The following is a 19,162-nucleotide window of genomic DNA, read 5'->3' on the forward strand; positions in this document are numbered from 1 at the left end:
AACATGAGGTGAATGAATTGAGCTTATTACTAGTAATGATCGGCGGTTTCTTTGGGGCAATTTGCAGATTTGCTATGGGGGAATGGATTCAAACTAGTTATGGATTCCCATTAGACACCTTTATAATCAACCTCATTGGCTGTTTTAGTTTAGGATGGTTTTTGACATTCATCAACAGGAAGAAAAAATTTAAAGCGGAATATACACTGCTCATTGGAACTGGATTTATCGGTTCCTTTACAACCTTCTCCACGTTTTCCGTAGAAATTCTAGACTTGTTTCAAGATGGTCTTGTTTTCTTGGGTATAATCTATATATTGGCATCAACGTTAATTGGATTTATTTTCGTATATATAGGTCATAAATTAGCTTTAACTAGAAGAAGAGAAGTGATGTAGCATGATTTGGATTGTCGGGATAGGCGGAGCTTTAGGTGCAGCAGCACGATTTATCATAGGAAAGTGGATTAGTGGAACTACACAAACACCTTTCCCATTAGCTACTTGGATAGTAAACATCACAGGTTCATTTTTATTGGGTTTGCTGACTCAACTTCACCTCACTAATCATATCAGCGAATTGTTATGGCTGTTTGTTGGAGTTGGTTTTTGTGGAGCATTTACGACCTTCTCCACCTTCGGACATGAAACGGTGACTCTACTTCAAGCCAACAAAGTGAAATTAGCTGTGATTTATGTTTTCACTTCAATTACGGTAGGGCTGATCTCGGCAATGATTGGTTTTTCTCTCATGAGTTAAATCAAATGTCTAAAAGAACCCCACCATATAAACGAAATTACGTCATATACAGCGGGGTCCCCAATGCTAACGAATCATTAATCTTCTTTCTCTTCTTGCCTGCGCATCCTTAAAAAGTACTTTTTCTTCTTCGGTTTCAGGGATAACGCCATTAACTTTTGTCGGAAGGCCTTCACTATCCACCGCAACCATCGTTAAAATAGCTGTAGTAGTAAGTGTTTCTACACCTGTCTCGGAATGTTGACATTTCACTTTCACATAAACTTCCATAGATGTCCTGCCAGTAGATATGACCACGCCTTCTAAAGTTAAGATATCTCCCACTTTAGCGGAAGATAAAAAAGTCACGGTGTCTATCGAAGCTGTCACAACAATCTTTCCACTATGTTTCATTGCTGTAATGGCGGCTATTTCATCAATATAAGCTAAAACGGTACCACCGAATATGGTCCCCATATGATTCGTATCGGGCGGTAAAACAAGTTTCGTTTGAATCGTTCTGGAAATGCTTGCAGGTATCTTTTCTCCCATGATGACCCCTCGTTTCCTAAATTAGTTGCACTTATAAATCATCAAACCCATTCAAGTCACTAGTTTTTGTATATTGTCTCGACTTCTGTTCAAAGAAATCTGTTTTCGTCCCATCAAAATTGTCGACATAAGCTCGAATCCATTTCATAGGGTTTTCGATATGTTCTGGATAAATTTCACTGAGGCCCATCATCCGCAGCATTTTATTCGCCCGATATTTGATATAGCCTGTCATTTCATCCAAATCAATCCCATCTACATTTTCCAGCACATAATGAGACCATTCGATTTCCGAGTCAACAGACTTTTGAAAATGCGTATAAACCCAATCGGTGAATGCTTTCGTATTATATTCTGGATTTTCTTCCAAGGTTGCCCGGAACAGCTCCGAAATAAAACGGCCATGCTCCAATTCATCCCGATTGATATAGCTGATCATCGTAGACGTACCGACCATTTTATTTTGCCTCGCCAAATTATAAAAGAATGCGAATCCGGAATAAAAGAACATTCCTTCCAATAATGATGTATAGACTAATGTCTTCAAGATATTATCTATGGTCGGCTCTTCGACAAATTCATTATATTGCTTCATAATCTCTTCATTACGCTTTAAGAGCACAGGGTCCTTTCTTCCGTGCTGAAAAGCTTCATTCTGCTCATCCAAAGAGACAACGGACGAGAGCACATAGGAATAACTTTCATTATGAACGGCCTCTTGCTGGGCAATGACGGCCATAATCGATTGCACCGAAGCATCGGTTGCATATAAAGAGATAAGCAGCGCAGTTCTTGTCTGTGGTGCATCTAATGTCGATAACAGTCCAATTATTTTTAAATACGCCTCTTGTTCAGCGGCTGTCAATCCAGGAAACTGCTTCACATCACTGGACATATTCACCTCATCGGCTTGCCAGTAATTCCCTAATAACCGCTTATACATTTTATACCAATGCGGATAAGCAATGTCGTTCCAGTTTAAAATACCGCTCGATTTTCCGCCAAACAGTGCCGTCGATTTATTAGGATTCAGCGGCTCTAATGTTTTCGCTTTTTCAAGCAAAGACTTTGTCATGTTGCACTACTCCTTCCACCCATGCTTTCACTTTTTCTTCCTGACTGCCACGCGGGGATTGTTCAATCTTCAACCCAGGCCATTTGCTTTGATAAAATTTCGTCAGCTTGTCCACTGCCGCACAGTATAAATCATCGCCACCGAATTGTGTGTCACCTGTACCGAAGACTGCGATGTTATCCGGCTTATATCCGATTTCCCATATCAATTCTTTCGTTTCTTCGGGTACCCGTCCATAATCCCAAGTGAATGTTCCAAGAAAAACGACATCGTATTCCTCAGGATGAAAAGGGGGACTAATTCCAATGCGATGCATATCTACCTCAATACGATGTTCTAAAAGCTGCTCCTCAATCAGTTCTGCTACCTCTTTCGTATTTCCGCTATAAGATAAATAAGGGATGATTGCTTTCAACTTTGACACCACTCACATTCTTCGACGTCATTGGAAGTCGACCTCACATAATACGTTGTCTTCAAGCCCTCTCTCCAAGCTTGAAGATGCAGATCAAGCAAGATCGATGCTCGAATCGTATTTGGGACATAAAAGTTAAAGGAGATACTTTGATCGATATGCTTTTGTCTTGCCGCATTTTGTCGTACCGACCAACGCTGATCGACAATATACGCAGAACGGCGATAAATATGATACGTGTTGTGATCTAGATCTGGTGCTGTCACCGGGATACGGAAATCCTTTTTCTCTTCACTGTAAAACGGCTTAAACACCGGATCAATGCTTGCAGTGGAACCAGCAATCATGGACGTGGATGAATTAGGTGCCACAGCCATAAGATAACTGTTTCTAATGCCATGTTGCTTGATATCCTCTTTCAGAGCTGTCCACTTCTCATCGTGATATCCTTTTTGGTCAAAGTATTTTCCTGTGCTCCACTTGCTGCCTTCGAAATAAGGATAACTCCCTTTTTCCTTCGCCAAATCCGCACTTGTTTTAATCGTGTAATACGCAATTTCTTCATATAATTCATCGGCATATTGAACGGCTTCGTCTGTTTCCCATTCAATATTTTTCAGTGCAAGCAAGTGATGCCAACCAAATGTGCCAAGACCGATTGCACGATACTTTTGATTTGTGATTTGCGCTTGTTTCACCGGAAGATTGTTAATATCAATGACATTATCAAGCATGCGGACTTGGATGGTAATCAGACGTTCCAACACATTGTCTGTCACTGCCCGTCCCAAATTAATGGAGCTAAGGTTACAAACAACAAAGTCTCCCGATTTATATTTTTTCACAATCACGTCTTCATCTTCGATATATTCTTCGATTAATTGTGTTGGTGATTGGTTTTGGGTGATCTCTGTACAAAGATTAGAACAATAAATGATACCCGTATGTGTATTGACGTTTTGGCGGTTTACTTCGTCCCGGTAAAACATGAATGGCGTTCCAGATTCAAGTTGTGAACGCATAATGCGTTTCATGATATCGATTGCTTTTACTTTCTTCTTACTCAAATTTTCATTCTGGACACAAGCTTCATATTTGGTTCTAAAGGAGCCGCTCCCTTTTTCTTCGTCATAAAAGTCCTCTAGCGCAAAGCCCATCACTTGTTTCACTTCATGAGGATCGAATAAATACCAGTCTTCGCGCCTTTCGACAGCTTCCATAAATAAATCTGGTAATGTGACACCCGGGAAAATATCATGTGCTCGCATCCGGTCATCCCCATTGTTCAATTTCAAGTCGAGGAAGGCCTCAATGTCCTGATGCCAAACATCCAAATAAACCGCGATGGCTCCCTTCCTAGTACCAAGCTGATCGACACTGACCGCCGTATTATTCAACTGCTTGATCCATGGCACGACACCGCTGGACATGCCTTTAAAACCTTTTATCGAACTTCCACGGGCTCTCACTTTCCCCATGTACACACCAATTCCCCCGCCGTTTTTCGACAAGTTTGCGATATCGGTATTACTGTCATAAATTCCTTGCAAGCTATCTTCTACCGTGTCGATGAAGCAGCTGGACAGTTGACCATGTGTTTTTCCCGCATTATTTAATGTTGGCGTAGCTACCGTCATGTAGAGATTACTTAATGCCCAATACGCCTCTTTAACGAGCTCTTTACGCTTTTCTGTATCCTCGTCCTGCATCAGATACATCGCGATGACCATCCAACGTTCCTGCGGTAATTCATACACATTTTTATCATGATCGGTTGCAAGGTAGCGTGTTGCCAGTGTATACAACGCTAAGTAATCAAATAGTAAATCCCTCTCCGGATCCATCACTTCCTGAAAATAGTCGATTTCCTCTTTCGTATACTTTTCTAATAATATCGGTGTATAAATTCCCTTCTCCGTCAACGTTTGAATTAATTTATAAAAAGAACCGTAGCGATCAGCTGGATTATATTTTCTATTCTCCCCAGCTTGCTCGTAAAGCTCCTGTAAATACAGTCTTGCTGCAACGTACTTCCAATCTGGATTTGCTTCATCGATATTTTCCAGAGCATGCTTAATCAAGATATCTGTTATTTTTTCTCTTTCCATTTCGGGTTGAAGTGTTTTTAAGAACTTTTCCTTATAGTTTTCGGTATCCACTCGAAGTCCTGTCGTCACTTCATCTATGAATCGCATGATTGATTTCTGATTCTCTGTTAGCTCTGTAATCATGGAAAATCCCTCCCTTTTTTATGTACAACAAAAAAAGCCGTCCCTCCTATTCGAGCTGAACGACTATAAAACGACAGAAATATCCCATGAATATATATTTTTCTATCGTTTCATAATCTCTCACCCCGGAGAAATGAAACTTCAGAGTTAAGGCAGGTCTCCTGACTCGTGCTGATCATCTGTTGGAATCCTTCCCATATAGTCGCCGTGAAGCAAACGATACAGTGGACTTCCAACTCTACACACTTACAGTTGCGGGGGCAGTTCCAGCTTTCAACTGGATTCCCTTTTAAGACAAGATATTGTCACCTTAATCCAAAATACTATATATAGTTTTTAAATTTATTAGTCTATCAATATGTTGTGTTCAGACTAGCATATATTAGAATGAAATACAAGCGTGAAATCGAAAGACTCTAGAAAACTATTAAAGAAACACTTTCTTCCTGATCACGAACTCAGCAATACCTAAATTCAACATCCAACATAACCAAACGGCAATAGTGTAAGAAATACCATAGGATAGATTCATTGCACTATGCGTGATTGCAACAATGACATAAATCGTCATATTAGCAAAGCAGAGAAAGAAACTTCGGGTCATCCACTGACTGTGTAGGATCACGTTTTTCTTCTTGATAGATAGGTATCCTAAAAATGTAGTTCCAAACCATAATATATTTAACACTAGGAACCCTATCGTACTTGGCCATCCACCTGAAGCAAAGAAGGAGACATAGATCCCAGGAATGAAATTCAACACGATGGATAAAACATACAAACGACCGTTCCAGCGGTGAAACCTTCTGGACCTCTTGCGTATTGGCTTGATAATGCCTAAAGGACCAGTAAGCAGAGAAATGATAGCGAGGATAATGTGAATTTGAATCATAATTACCCAAAGTGATTCATTTGCTAGAATTTGATCTTTTTTAGCAAGAAAAGTTGTAAAGTTCGGGTCTACGATGAAATTCTTTGACCATGTGTGGAGTACCCACATAGTTGTGATAAATAGGATAGACACTGCATAAAACTTTTTCATTCTACTTCTCCTATCAAGAAAATAGTTGGCGATTTGTCATGATGAAAACTGCAATAATAATCAGGACAAACGTCACCCAGCTCAGTATTTTTAGTTTCGGCAGATTTTCCTGTAGTGCCTCCTCTAAGCTTTCCGTATGCTTCATAAGCTTCATCCGCTTACTGATGACTCCCATTAGACCGCCAATAACAATAAGAATAATCGTCGACAACGTTACCCATAGCATCGAAGGGTAGCTTCCGTATCCTATCACCATGCCTCCTCCTGAGAGAAATAATAGAATGAGTGCATAGTGGCCAAACCGTGTAAAATACAGGATAGTGTTTACTGACATTTTCAATTTATCTTCCGTTCTTGCAGCTAGTGATTGAATTGTAAAAGGCAGTGCAAGAAAACTGCCGAGAAAAACCGCACTGATTACGTGTAAAAATACTAAAAACCAATACATTTTGTTACCTCCTCTTTGTCATAACATCTCGAACTCCCTCAACTATACCGGCTAAATATCTCGAAATAAGTAATAAAAGAATCACAAAACCATCACAATCCCTCACCATGCCTTGTACCGCATTGCAATGATGGTAAAATATATCTATTATGAACAGTAAGTTGTTGACGGAAGGGCGGAATTCCCTATGAAAGACATACAGACAATTCTCGTTGTCGATGATGATCAAGCGATCGTTGAACTATTACAAGATTTTTTAGAGATGGATGGCTTTCAAGTAGAAACAGCTTCAGACGCTATCCAAGCTCTCGACATTTTTCAACGTCATCCTATCGATTGTTTGATTCTTGATATTATGATGCCGGGGCAGGATGGATTTGAATTAGCTCGGCAACTGCGGGAAATAAGCAACGTTCCTATATTATTTTTGAGCGCGCGGAGTGATGATGTGGACAAAATCCGGGGACTTGCTCTGGGAGGCGATGATTATATCGTAAAAACAGCAAGGAGATCCCGGTCCGGAAATCGTAAAATATGCGAACGAGCAGGGTGTTGATATTGTAGTAATTGGCAGCCGAGGATTAAATGCTTTGCAGGAAATGGTCTTAGGCAGTGTAAGCCATAAAGTAATGAAAAGAGTAAACTGCCCTGCATTGATTGTTAAATAATATGGATTTATCAAAAAGTAAGGCCCTCCAGAAAGTGGAAAGCCTTACTTTTTTCTATCATCAATTATTGATAAACAGCCGTCCTTCCGCCTGCTTGCGGGTTTCATTTCCGAATTCATCAACAGCCTTCACTTCAATTACTGCTCCTTCGGCATATACATTGTCCGTTACAGTGTAATAGCCTACATATTTGCCTCGTGTGATCTCCATCAGAGGCAGTTCCGTTACATTCGTTGTCTGCACTCCCAAATTTGTTAAAGGCAGATGCACGACATAACTAGCACGCAGTCCCGGCTCACTATGAAACTCAATTTTCACGGACTGTCCGGTTTTCACATATCGATCTTCCATCGGTGTTACATTCAAAATTTCCGGTGCGGTATAATCTGCATAAATCGTGATGGTTTCTTTTGTCTCATTTCCAGTAAGATCCGTAGCTAAAATTTCCATTATGTTTTCACCTTCTTGGAGCAGAACTCGTTGTGAAAACGCACCATCTTCAACAGCAATCTTTTTCCCGTTTATAGTAACTGTATCAAGATGCTCATCTTGCACCGTTCCTTTAATCGTCGCTGTTTCCCGGTTTGTCCGTTCACCATCTTTCGGACTGATAATCTCTAATTCCGGGGCTTCGGTATCCAGATTTACCGTTACCTTATTAGATTCACTTGCCTCCTCCCCACTTACATACGTTACTGCGACAAATTCATTTTTCCCTTCAGCCAGTTCCGCTTCGATTGCAAAATTTCCATCATCATCAATATCAGCAGAGCCGACTTCTTCTCCATTTTGCAGTAATTTAATAGTCGTACCAGGTGCAGCCGTCCCATTTACGGTTACTTCGGCTTTATTTGTAAGTGACCCATCTTCCGGTGAGGTGATGATCGCTTCTTCTATCTCATACTCGACTACCGCACGGATCATTTTATTTCCTGTCAGAAAGTTTGGCTCCAGCGGGTACCAGAAATCTTTATACAACTCCCAGCTTCGATACGTGAATTCATCTTTATCATTTTGCAGTCTTGGCGCTGTCTCCCTGCCTTCCGACTGAATGTATACCATATAAAATTCCTCTTCGACAAAAATCCCATAGTCTCTCAAATCAACGGTTGTCCAACCACCGTCTTTTACGGCGGTGGCATCATACGGCCCGGCTATCAAGTTTCCTGGTCCACCGTTTGGACCGTTTGCATCCATTACGGCGACTTGGAATTGGTCACCCCCACCAGCAGCAAAAAGGAATTTCCCTTCCGTTACGAGTGCCTTTTCCTTTCTGTCTTCAAGAGACATTCTTACTCCCCAGCCATTTCCTGCTTCGAGGAACCAGCTTCCCCCTTCACCATCGCCATCATCATAAGCCAGCTCACCGCCAGGATAGCTGAAAAACGGTTCCATATCGACATGAAATGTATGATTATCTTCGGACACAGTTACTGCTAATTCTTTCGTTTTAAAGCCTGATGCAGAGATTCGCAGCGTATATTCTCCTTCATGGGCTGTAAGTTCATATGAACCGTCCCCATTCGTTTGAACTGGAGCAATATTCGCATCCTCTGCCAATAAAACGTATGCCCCTTCTATCGGATTCCCATTCCTTGCATCGACCACCTCACCGGTAATGAGCGTCTGTGGAATTTTTTCCATGGAAAAGTCTATTTCCGTTATATCATCCTCATCAAGTTCCACTTTTTTCTCAACTGGATAGTAGCCATAGGACTCCGCTCGCAGCACATGTTCACCTGCAGCATACCTAAGAAAATAGCTTCCATACTCCGGGTCTGTTTTTACCGAACGCTTTGTTCCGAGAACACTTATTTCCGCTTGGAGGGGAGTCTCTGTCCCTTCCTCGACAACGTTGCCTTCAACCGTTGCGACACCTTGCTCTATAGCCAGTACTGCATTTTCCGCATCAATCAATCCGTATCCATACCCATTGTTCGGGCTGTCTGGATACGCGTGATCTGTCAAAGGCTTCGCTGTACTTGTTAAAATTTCTTCAATCTCATTCACAGTAAGATTACTGTTTGCTTGCAGCAATAAAGCAATTGCACCAGCCACTGCAGGCGCTGCCATGGATGTACCGCTATTTCCTGCATAACCGCCACCTGGGATGGAAGAACGGATTCCTTGGCCTGGTGCAGATATATCCGGCTTGATTTCATCATATGGGGACGGACCTCGTAGTGAAAAGTTAGCCAAGTCATCCCCAACATCTAACGCTCCGACTGCGAAGGACTCTGGGTAATTGGCTGGAGTCGCAATCGATCCAGGACCACCTCGATTATCATTATCTATATTACCCGCGGCAAATACCGGAAAAATATTCGCATGACGCCATTCGTTGACGACATCCCGATACCATTCGTTTAGTCCAGGTCCTCCTCCCCAGGAGTTATTTACAATATCCGGGGTCAGATCGACACGAATATTTCCTTCTTGATCTTGCGGAGCTAAAATCCATTCCGCAGCAGCCAGCAAATCAGCATCTGTTGCTGTACCATCAGGTGCAAATGCTTTTACTCCAATCCATTTCGCTCCCGGGGCCACACCGATCTGGTTGGTTCCATCGCTTTCACTTCCTACCATCGTTCCTGTCACATGCGTGCCATGTCCTTGGTCATCAAATGGCTCCGCAATTCCTTCGGTTGCATCAAACCAGTTGAAATCATGATCCACCTCACCCGTTGTTTCATTGTACCCACGATACTTTGCTTTTAAAGCAGGGTGGTCCCACTCGACTCCCGTATCGATGCTTGCTACCACGGTTCCTGAACCATCATAGCCTCTTTCCCATACATCCGGTGCATTCACCCTGTCCACATTCCACTCGATATCATCCAATACATAGCTGGGAGCATTTTCTGAAGTTGTTCGTTCCTCCATATTGATTGCAGGTGTAATCAAATACCTTGTTTCATTCGGTAGCAGCTTCTCTACTTCTGGGAAGCTGGCAATCTTCTCAGCCACTTCCTTTGTTGCAGTTACTGCCATCGTATTTACAATAAAGTAAGAACGGACAACTTCCACGTTCCCGTTAGCTTCTTCTTTACCCAATAAAGCAAGCACATGTTTCTGCTCGGTTGTTGCTGTTTCTTTTAATGCATGAACAACAGCTGAACGTTGTTGAAGTTCCGCTTTTTGAGCTGACAACAGATTAGTCTGGGCATTATTTAATACCTTTTTAACAGCTTTCTCCGTATCCGCTTTTTCTTTAAACTTAACGAGGAAAGTCACTTTTTCCTCCTCATCATCCCATTGTTCGACGAGTCGATTGCTCATCTTGGTCATGGGGTTGATGCTCTTTTCATGCAACACATTCTGTTCTTCTGTCCCTTGTGCTAATCCTGGTGTGATCAGTGAAAAAACAAGCAGCACCGCCAACATTAGACTCCAGAAGTTTGTGATATGTTTCCGCAAATCTACTCCCCCTTTTCTTATTTCTCAACGTTAAAGCTACAAAATATCATCTGCTGTACTTGATAGTATAGTAGACAATACCGTAGATTTATGTCGAATATTGTCGAATAAACTTGCAGATATGTATTTTGATAGATTTGTATGAATTTTTCCTATGTTCCTTCATAGGTTAAAAACCTATGAAAACACATTCTCTTATGTAGAAATCCTTCTTTGTCAATATGTACATGGATATTTCATTTAGTTAAACAAACGGAATAAATCTTTAAAATAAACCATTAGCACTACAGAAAAATATAAAAAAGCCCTTCATTTTCTCCAATGAAGAAAACAAGGGCTTTTTTACTAATCGTACTGATTAAAAGTATATCTGACTCATTTCTTTATCATTCACTTTTTCCCGGATACGAAGGAGATGCTTTCTGTTGTTCTTCCTTTTTCCATGGAGGGTTGGAGTTTTGATTTAGTTTACGGGAGATCTTGTGGATGATAAATGGAATGAAAAATGCTAAAAAGGTACAGAACAATCCCAACCCTGACGGCAACCATTCCGCAAATGTACCCCACATCACCATCATTCTCCTTTCGCTTTTATTTTTACAGAGGCTCCCGGTTCCCTAACGTTCGTTTTTACGTTAATGGTTACCTCGCTTTGTGAAAAGTAATTTTCCCCATAGTCCCAGTTATCTTTTATTTCTGTCCATAGTTTATTGTGATGGATTTGGAGATAGCGATCGAACTCCAACACATCCACTTGGAATTCATCTTTTATTTTAACGAGAGCCCGATGAGTCAACTTTTTCACTTCTTTTTCCAATTCATTCTGGAATTCCTTCTTGACTTCTTCCTTGTATAAATTCTTCGTGCCAAAATATTCCCTGATGGAAACAGTCAGCTCAATATCCACGGTAAAGGCCAGTGAATTTTTATCGGAATTGGTGAGCGTATATTTACTATTACCCAGTATAATATCAAAAGTGACGAGCTCTCCATCGACTTCAGCAATTACGCTACCTCGCTGACTTTTCCCAATAATAAAATGGCGCCCTTTCGCATCACCATCTGTTAATGTTCCTACTAATTTACTTGGCTCCTCCGCCATGACGCCAATTCCTTCATATTCTACGGTATGATCGGGTAAGATGGTAAGCAGGGGTAACGCATAGCTTCTTTTTGACAACAGCTTTTCCTGAACGTCCCCAGACCGTGCCGGCTCTTTCGTTACAGCAGTCTGGTCTTTCTCCAACATGTCGATAATATTTATCGAAGGCAGCTTCATATGTTCCACTTCAACACTTAAAAGGTCTTTTGCTTTCGTATCTGTCACTGCCACCATAACGCCTCTGCGCATATATTGCTGACGAATAAACACATCAAGGATATTTGCAAGCATTCCTTCCTGCTCTGCAAATTCTTTAGACAAGATAATCAATCCTAAATGCTCGACATTCGATATCCTGCTTTCTTGCCTGGATATATCCCGATTTATTTCATAGATACTTTTACCCGATCTCGTTATATTCCGATATGCTTTACCGGTTCCAGGATGGGTAGATGTACCAAGACCAGCAGGCACTACAATTTGTTCCGTCATTTCGATAATCGTTTCATCTCCCGTATCCTCAGCCAAGTCAATTGCAACAGCTGCTATAAATGCTCTATCCTCAATTTCTACCTCATCCCAACAGCCAGGTAAAATAAACAATGAGATGGAGAGAATAACAACGAGTGGCAGACACTTATTTTTCAAGCCTATTCCCTCCTTTTACTGCGTACATGACCCATAACAGGATAGCTACAAACCCCGGTAAAATCCAAGTAGCATAAGACAACAACTTCCCGAATTTTATTTGATCGAGGTAATTATTGGGGACCATGGCAATGAAGTAGATGATAGGTGACAGAATAAAGACGGCGGTGTGTTTATTTAACTTCGGAAAAAGCGATTGCAATGCCATAATCGATACATCAAACGACATCATCGCCGTGGTGAAGATCGCAGTGATCCAAATGACAAAGAAGATGGATTCCATTCTTTCAAAGAATCCTCCAGGGATTTCCACCGATTGCGCCAATTCAATGAATGGAAAGTGAATCACCTCTGTCGTTTCCTGACCGAAGACCGCGATACATGTTAAATAAACAAAGAGATATAAAACAACTACCCAAGACATTCCAAATACTGCCCGACTTGGTACTTTTTCAGTGTCCCTTACTAAAGAGATATAAAAGAATAATATCCCAACTCCCGAATACGCTAAAGCACTATCAAACGTCCCTCTAACATGACCTCTTATATCTGTGGTGAATACTGGTAAGACATTTTTGATTTCCATAAAGTTTATAGAGAACAACATCAACAATCCCGATATGAGAAAAATGAGCGGTAAGAACAATACATTAATGCGGAAGATTCCTGCCCGGGAGCCAGAAACAGCATATACAACCACCAGTAAAAAGGTGATTGCCACAACCTCATAAGGAGTCCGCTCATATAAATAGAGATGAGACACAATACTGATGGTCGAAACTTCAAAAGCAGCAATTAATATCCCTTGCAGGACAAACAGTATGGTCAATACAGAAGCGACAGGTTTGGAGACAAGGAAAGATGAGTAAGATAGAAATGACTGATTAGGAAACAAAGAAGCGAGTTTTGCGACGACCCATGTAAATAAAATCACAATGATGCCACCTATGAGAACGCCAACCCATCCATCAGCATATCTCGTCGACTCTGCTAAAGTGGCTGGAAAATTAAAAATACCGACCGCGATCACCATAGAGGGTACAGCAATCATAATATCTTGTGATTTGATCTTTTCATCTGCATATTTAAAGGTGGACATGATTCACTTTCTCCTTCCATGGAGGGGGCATGTCTAAATGGGTTCATTTATCCGCTTTTTTCTGTTTCACCGATGTATCCTTGGAAACTTTATCAAGTGTTTTCATGTAAGCTGGCCGATTCTTCAGTCTTGTAATAGGAGCCCGGATAAGAACATCTCTCAAATCCTTTAAAAACGTCGGTCCTAATGGAGTGGAATAAGGCATACCAATACTTTTCAAGTTGACAAGATGTATCGTAATCATCATAAATACGAGAATAATACCGTATAACCCTATCCGCCTGCCAGCAACACAGCAAATCGTAAGGAACGAAAAGCAATGCTCATGCTATAGGAAGGTATACTGAAAGAAGCGATGGCAGTTAGTGCGGTTACAATTACCATAACCGGGCTGACAATCCCCGCACTGACCGCTGCTTCACCAATGACTAAGCCACCAACTATACCAATTGTTTGTCCAATTACATTAGGAAGCCGGATTCCAGCCTCATGCAACAGTTCAAATGTGACCGCCATCAGGATCGCTTCGATGGCACTCGGAAAAGGAACCCCTTCTCTTGAAGCTGCAATGGAATAGGCCAGTGTACTCGGTATCATCCCTGGATGAAAGGATGCCAATGCCACATAAAGCCCCGGCAAAAACACCGCAATGAGAGCGGCCAAGTAACGGAGTATGCGAATAAGAGTCGCAGACATCCAGCGCTGGGTATAATCTTCGGGTGAAGCTAAACCATCACTGAACGTCATCGGTGCAATTAGTGCAAAGGGCGACCCATCGACAATAATCCCTATTTTTCCTTGCGTCACCGCTGCCGAAACCATATCTGGTCTTTCTGTATCAATAAATTGGGGAAATGGGGAATAAATGTTGTCTTCTATCCACTGCTCCACAAACGACGAATCGGAAATATATCCGATATTAATGGATTCTATTCTCCGATTGATTTCATCCACCAGTTCAGGGTTGACGATACCTTCAACATAACAGACGACCACTTTTTGTTTAGATCTTTTTCCTACCACATGTTGTTTAAAGCGCAAATTAGTATCTTTAATATCGCGGCGTACCAGTGCCATATTCGTATGGATATTCTCTACAAAACCATCCCTCGGACCACGAATCAATGTTTCAGACTCCGGTTCTCCTATACTGCGGTCTTCTCCACCGCTCGTCCCCATCAGCAATACCTCTTTATGCCCATCTAAATAAAAAGCTGAACTCCCGTTTAAGATACCGACCGATACATCGTCAAACGTTTCTGCTCTCTCGATATCTGTAATCGCCACAACTTCATTATGTATATGCTCTAAAATATTTGTCTCAAACTTCTTTAGATTAAGCTGAATCGCCTGTAAGATATTACTATTTATCATTTTCTCGTCCGTAATTCCGCTAATATAAATGATTGCTGCACGCTTTTCGATTCCGCCAATCATCAGTTCACGGACAACTAAATCAGTTGGATTTCCAAGCGTATGCTTGATTGTTTGAATATTGTCATCCAAACTTTTCGTTATAACAGGATGGGATGCCCCTTGTTGTTCGTTTTTTTCATTCCTATTACTAGTACTCTTCATCAGCCGGTTAAAGATGGAACGTCTCGCCATTTTATTCCCTCATTTAGGTAAATTAAATTCTATCCTTCTTTTGCCCCAAACCTTCCTTTTTATACAAACTTCTCCACGTTATTCCCATGTTTCGAACTCATGGAATCGCGGCCTGCTTCCAGAATAAATAAAAAAGCAACAGCTCATTACGAGCTATTGCTTTCATGTCATGATTTATTGAATGCCTTCCGCGATCTCCATAAGTATTTCTCTCGTGATATCTGTACCTTCACTAATCAATTCCAAAAATGCTCCATCTTCATGCTCCCAAGTCAGAAACAAGAAACTCTCGTCGAGCACTTCCAGAACACCTTCACTTCCGTTGATAGAGATTGTCTCAGTCGATTCGTCTTCATAAACTTCCCCAAAAGCTTCAACATATGCTTCCTTTGAAGGATAAACAGTCAACCCAAAATAATTATCCCCGTCTTTATCATACGAAAGATAAACCATTTCTATCATTTCATCCTCGTAATAGGAGGAATCTGTCAATTCAAATCCTTCAGGTACGAATGTTGCTTCAGGAACCGTGTAATCAACAATCTCACGAATTTCTTCCAGTGGCAAGGATTCCTCTGTAAAACCGAAGTCCAATAATGAATCTTCAGTGACTGCATTATCCTTTACTTCATCTGGTATTGCTACTGGCTCCACTTCATTCACGTTTGAGATGATTGTATCTGCTTTGATGGCGTACGATTCCCCATCTAAACTAAGATCTGCATCCACACTTTGTTCTTGGATGATCATCGACTTTTTATCGATTTTCAATTCCATTTTTAGACTGTTGACGACTAGATCTGTATATAAATCTTCTTCAATGCTTGGATCCATAGCTAAGTCACCCATAGATGCCTCTAGATAAGTGTCAATCAACGTTTGGAACTCTTCTCCCTCACCGGTTAACGTCAAGACATACATGCCATCTTCTTCCGTCATTTCAAAATGGTCGATGAAATCATTGAGCTTTTCTAGCTCTGTTTGATTCAATTGGTCAAAGCCTTCCAAACCGACGATTTCTTCTGCATCCATCATGACCCATTCACCAAACATTTTCATATATGCCTCTTCACCAACGACATAAACTTCCACATCCATCGTGAAACCTGTCATCCCCATCGACATATCCATATAAAGCGTGTCTGGATTATGGGTAATATCGCTTACAGCTTCGATATTCATATCCATTCCCATGACTTCTGTATCGACTTTCATATCAGCGGAATAGCTTTCTAATTCCTCTGTCGCTTTAATCGACTCTTCCATAACTTCCCCTGCAGTTTTCGCTTCTCCCCCACATGCAGCCAGCAGCAAAAGAACTGCCATCATAAGTAGTGCAATTGATTTTTTCATCCCTGTTTCTCCCTCTAATTATTCTGTTATTTTATAAGGCATAAGAGTATTATAGCCTAAGAGGAAAGAATTGGACATATAATTTTTATGAAAACCAACAATCTTTAAATGTATAAACTTCACAATGAAACTTTTAAACAGCTAATTCGTAGATATAATATGAAACGAAATTGAACGTGGGGGGAAGAATATGAAGAATTATCTCCTGTTTTCTGCTAGTTTTATTGTTTTATTCGGCTTATTTCAAATTCTGTGGGGAATGGCTCTCACATTTTTTTATACTCCGGATGTAACGAATGCTTGGCTCACAACAGCTGGACAGGCTCAAGAAGAGACAACGATCTTTAGTTACGACAGTGCCATCCTGCCTACCTTTATCATTGCTTTTCTTTCAGCATCGATTGCTTATATTATTTCAAGGAAATTTGCCAAAAAAAGTAATTAAATCTAAGGAGAAAGACTATGGAACTATTTGCTGCTTTACCCTTTTATAAACCATCAGATAAAACAATTTATATTTATGACTCGAATCATGAAGAAATTGGTTATGTCCAACGAAACTATACAAGCAGATTAAATCGAGTAGCCAATCACCTGCCCATTTCCATCTTGGAAAATACAAATATCATCGGTGAACAGGACGGTTATACCTTAGAAATACAGGAACAATCTTTTAAAGCGAACTTATTGAAATTAAAATGGGATGTCTATTTAGAAAGAGATGGAAATAAGGAAAGCTTTTTAATGGAGGATTTAACGAAAATATCTACCGATCCCGAGCTAGCTTACCATAAGACAGAACATCGCTATCTTTTAAAAAAAGATGGTTTAAGCGGAAATTGGCTAGTATCAATAGAAGACAGTCCATTCATTTGCGCGGAGGTTAAGGTGCTGAAACAAGTTCCCAACCAGATTAAAATCACTTTAAACACCCATGATTTAAAGGCAATTGAAGTATTGGGCATGTATTATGTCATACATCTTGTTTATTAAGATTGGAAGATAACATAAAATAAAGAATAGCATTCGCTATTTTTTTTATTCTGCCTACCTACTATTCTGCTCTCCTTTTCATGTTGCACTAAAATAATTTTTTCAAAAATATTGGAACGGCCGAACAACGAGACTAATAAAATAGTACAGTCAAGATTATATGGTATAAAAGTAAACCGATATAGGAGTGTAATTATGGGAGCAATGAATGGGACGGATTTTATTAATCGGTTAAACAAATTGGATACCGAGATTTGGTTGGATGGAGAAAAGGTGGAAGGAAAAATCTCTGAACACCCTGCATTCAAAGGAATTATTCAGTCAAAAGCCGCCCTGTATGATATGCAGCATGATCCTAAATTCAAAGATGAGATGACTTTTACATCAAAAGAAACAGGAGACGAGGTCGGGCTCTCCTTTTTACAGCCCAAAACGAAAGAAGACCTAATCAGGCGGCGAAAAGCAAGTGAGCACTGGGCTAGAAAAACGGGCGGATTTATGGGAAGAAGTCCGGATTACCTTAATACGGCGATGATGAGTTTTGCAACTTCTTCCTCCATATTAAAAGACCAAGAAAACTGTTTTCCTGAGAATATTCAATCCTTATATGAATTAGCTATGAAAAAAGATCTTTCATTTACCCATACATTTGTACCACCCCAAGTAAACCGTTCCGAGTCCTACTTAGAATCAGCGAAAGAAGAACCAATTGGTGCTCGCGTAGTAGATAGAAATGAAGACGGAATTGTCATTAAAGGGGCACGCCTATTAGCGACTCAAGGCGGATTGACAGACGAGGTATTAGTTTTTAGTATCCCTAAATTTCTCCTTGATGTAGATGAAGCATTTGGCTTTTCCATTCCTTCCGATGCAAAAGGATTGAAATTCATCTGCAGAGAATCATTTGTTGGTGGAGACTCTACGTTTAATCATCCATTAAGCTCTCGACTGGAAGAAATGGATACGATCCTTGTATTCGACAATGTGCTCGTACCATGGAATCGGGTTTTCTATTATGATAACCCACTCGCAGCGGCTGAATTCTCTTTCAAAAGTTCCTTTCACAACTTCACAACCCATCAAGTTTTGACAAGACAAATCGTGAAATTAGAATTCCTATTAGGTATGGCCGAACTTTTGGTAGAAACGATTAACGTGAGTGAATATCAGCATATCCAAGATAAACTGTCAGAAATCATTATAGGACTGGAAACAATGAAAGCTCTATTGGAGAAATCGGAAAACGATGCGACATTGGACCAATGCGGGATTTTGCGGCCACATATTGTGCCACTTCAGGTTGCCACCAACATTTTCCCTAAAATTTACCCACGCTTTACAGAAATCATTCAATTGATTGGGGCTAGCGGATTGGTTGGTTTGCCTACGGAAGCTGCATTCCATTCTCCTATCCGTGCAGATCTTGACCAGTACCTTCAAGCGGCAACGAAGAACGCAGAAGATCGAGTGAAAATATTCAGGTTAGCCTGGGATATGACGATGAGCTCATTTGGAACGAGGCAAACACAATATGAAAGGTATTTTTTCGGTGACCCTGTTCGCTTGTCAGGACGCCTGTACAAAAACTATCCACGTAGTGATTATGTTAAAGAGGTTAGTGAGTTTCTAGAATTAGATCACTAGGTTAATATCTACTTATGTTGTGATAATCGAGTAGGAGGAGGCGATTAACCTCCGTCCTCTCACACCACCGTACGTACGGTTCCGTATACGGCGGTTCAATCAAGATTGATAACGCAAGAATTTATAACG

16 protein-coding genes, 3 pseudogenes and 1 riboswitch are annotated in these 19,162 nt (G+C 40.7%); of the genes and pseudogenes, 7 read left to right on the top strand and 12 right to left on the bottom strand.

Annotation, left to right across the window (positions count from 1 at the left end):
- Nucleotides 1–17 precede the first annotated feature (17 nt).
- Nucleotides 18–398, top strand: coding sequence for a fluoride efflux transporter CrcB (gene crcB, locus ACFSBH_RS18880; RefSeq protein ID WP_379599126.1), 381 nt, complete (start codon nt 18–20; stop codon nt 396–398).
- A gap of 1 nt (nt 399) precedes the next feature.
- Nucleotides 400–759 (top strand): fluoride efflux transporter CrcB, encoded by a 360-nt coding sequence (gene crcB / locus ACFSBH_RS18885; RefSeq protein ID WP_251515992.1) that lies wholly within the window; start codon nt 400–402, stop codon nt 757–759.
- Between the two features lie 66 nt (nt 760–825).
- On the opposite strand, the gene ACFSBH_RS18890 is transcribed toward crcB (ACFSBH_RS18885), so the two are convergent.
- The 6 genes from ACFSBH_RS18890 to ACFSBH_RS18915 all read right to left on the bottom strand — a co-directional run bounded on the left by ACFSBH_RS18890 (nt 826) and on the right by ACFSBH_RS18915 (nt 6,501).
- Nucleotides 826–1,290: an acyl-CoA thioesterase gene (locus ACFSBH_RS18890; RefSeq protein WP_251515993.1), complete on the bottom strand. Its 465-nt coding sequence runs from the start codon at nt 1,288–1,290 to the stop codon at nt 826–828.
- Between the two features lie 31 nt (nt 1,291–1,321).
- Nucleotides 1,322–2,365 carry a ribonucleotide-diphosphate reductase subunit beta gene (locus ACFSBH_RS18895; RefSeq protein ID WP_379599128.1) on the bottom strand — a complete coding sequence of 348 codons (1,044 nt, stop codon included), beginning with the start codon at nt 2,363–2,365 and terminating at the stop codon, nt 1,322–1,324.
- Nucleotides 2,346–2,792: a flavodoxin gene (locus tag ACFSBH_RS18900; RefSeq protein WP_251515995.1), complete on the bottom strand. Its 447-nt coding sequence runs from the start codon at nt 2,790–2,792 to the stop codon at nt 2,346–2,348. Before ACFSBH_RS18900 ends, ACFSBH_RS18895 begins: the two co-directional genes overlap by 20 nt.
- Complete coding sequence (locus ACFSBH_RS18905; RefSeq protein WP_379599130.1) at nt 2,777–5,011, bottom strand: ribonucleoside-diphosphate reductase subunit alpha; 2,235 nt, start codon at nt 5,009–5,011, stop codon at nt 2,777–2,779. The genes ACFSBH_RS18900 and ACFSBH_RS18905 overlap by 16 nt, the downstream gene beginning before the upstream one ends.
- A 134-nt stretch (nt 5,012–5,145) precedes the next feature.
- A riboswitch (cobalamin riboswitch) is annotated at nt 5,146–5,339 on the bottom strand.
- A 99-nt stretch (nt 5,340–5,438) separates the two neighbouring features.
- On the bottom strand, nt 5,439–6,053 hold the full coding sequence (locus ACFSBH_RS18910) for a DUF2306 domain-containing protein (RefSeq protein ID WP_251515997.1): 615 nt from the start codon (nt 6,051–6,053) through the stop codon (nt 5,439–5,441).
- A gap of 13 nt (nt 6,054–6,066) precedes the next feature.
- Complete coding sequence (locus tag ACFSBH_RS18915; RefSeq protein ID WP_379599133.1) at nt 6,067–6,501, bottom strand: hypothetical protein; 435 nt, start codon at nt 6,499–6,501, stop codon at nt 6,067–6,069.
- A 187-nt stretch (nt 6,502–6,688) separates the two neighbouring features.
- Between ACFSBH_RS18915 and ACFSBH_RS18920 the strand changes: the two are divergent.
- A pseudogene (locus tag ACFSBH_RS18920) lies at nt 6,689–7,006 on the top strand (response regulator); the annotation flags it as partial.
- A pseudogene (locus ACFSBH_RS18925) lies at nt 7,002–7,169 on the top strand (universal stress protein); the annotation flags it as partial. The pseudogenes ACFSBH_RS18920 and ACFSBH_RS18925, both read left to right, overlap by 5 nt.
- A 60-nt stretch (nt 7,170–7,229) precedes the next feature.
- Here ACFSBH_RS18925 and ACFSBH_RS18930 read toward each other — a convergent pair.
- The 6 genes and pseudogenes from ACFSBH_RS18930 to ACFSBH_RS18955 all read right to left on the bottom strand — a co-directional run bounded on the left by ACFSBH_RS18930 (nt 7,230) and on the right by ACFSBH_RS18955 (nt 16,396).
- Nucleotides 7,230–10,586: a S8 family serine peptidase gene (locus tag ACFSBH_RS18930; RefSeq protein ID WP_379599135.1), complete on the bottom strand. Its 3,357-nt coding sequence runs from the start codon at nt 10,584–10,586 to the stop codon at nt 7,230–7,232.
- Nucleotides 10,587–10,972: 386 nt separating this feature from the next.
- A complete protein-coding gene (locus ACFSBH_RS18935; protein ID WP_379599137.1) occupies nt 10,973–11,155 on the bottom strand; it encodes a hypothetical protein in 183 nt (60 codons plus the stop codon).
- Between the two features lie 5 nt (nt 11,156–11,160).
- Complete coding sequence (locus ACFSBH_RS18940) at nt 11,161–12,336, bottom strand: Ger(x)C family spore germination protein (RefSeq protein ID WP_379599139.1); 1,176 nt, start codon at nt 12,334–12,336, stop codon at nt 11,161–11,163.
- A complete protein-coding gene (locus ACFSBH_RS18945; RefSeq protein WP_379599141.1) occupies nt 12,326–13,435 on the bottom strand; it encodes a GerAB/ArcD/ProY family transporter in 1,110 nt (369 codons plus the stop codon). The genes ACFSBH_RS18940 and ACFSBH_RS18945 overlap by 11 nt, the downstream gene beginning before the upstream one ends.
- A 43-nt stretch (nt 13,436–13,478) precedes the next feature.
- A pseudogene (locus ACFSBH_RS18950) lies at nt 13,479–15,043 on the bottom strand (spore germination protein).
- A gap of 174 nt (nt 15,044–15,217) precedes the next feature.
- Nucleotides 15,218–16,396, bottom strand: a complete 1,179-nt coding sequence (locus ACFSBH_RS18955; protein WP_251516021.1) for a DUF6612 family protein — start codon at nt 16,394–16,396, stop codon at nt 15,218–15,220.
- 190 nt (nt 16,397–16,586) lie between these two features.
- On the opposite strand from ACFSBH_RS18955, the gene ACFSBH_RS18960 reads away from it, so the two are divergent.
- The 3 genes from ACFSBH_RS18960 to hpaB all read left to right on the top strand — a co-directional run bounded on the left by ACFSBH_RS18960 (nt 16,587) and on the right by hpaB (nt 19,033).
- Nucleotides 16,587–16,841: a hypothetical protein gene (locus ACFSBH_RS18960; protein ID WP_251516024.1), complete on the top strand. Its 255-nt coding sequence runs from the start codon at nt 16,587–16,589 to the stop codon at nt 16,839–16,841.
- Between the two features lie 17 nt (nt 16,842–16,858).
- Nucleotides 16,859–17,389: a tubby C-terminal domain-like protein gene (locus ACFSBH_RS18965; RefSeq protein WP_379599143.1), complete on the top strand. Its 531-nt coding sequence runs from the start codon at nt 16,859–16,861 to the stop codon at nt 17,387–17,389.
- Nucleotides 17,390–17,584: 195 nt separating this feature from the next.
- Nucleotides 17,585–19,033 carry a 4-hydroxyphenylacetate 3-monooxygenase, oxygenase component gene (gene hpaB / locus ACFSBH_RS18970; RefSeq protein WP_251516030.1) on the top strand — a complete coding sequence of 483 codons (1,449 nt, stop codon included), beginning with the start codon at nt 17,585–17,587 and terminating at the stop codon, nt 19,031–19,033.
- Nucleotides 19,034–19,162: the final 129 nt, after the last annotated feature.

It is taken from the genome of Oceanobacillus luteolus (genome assembly GCF_042678205.1).
GTDB lineage: Bacteria > Bacillota > Bacilli > Bacillales > Amphibacillaceae > Oceanobacillus > Oceanobacillus luteolus.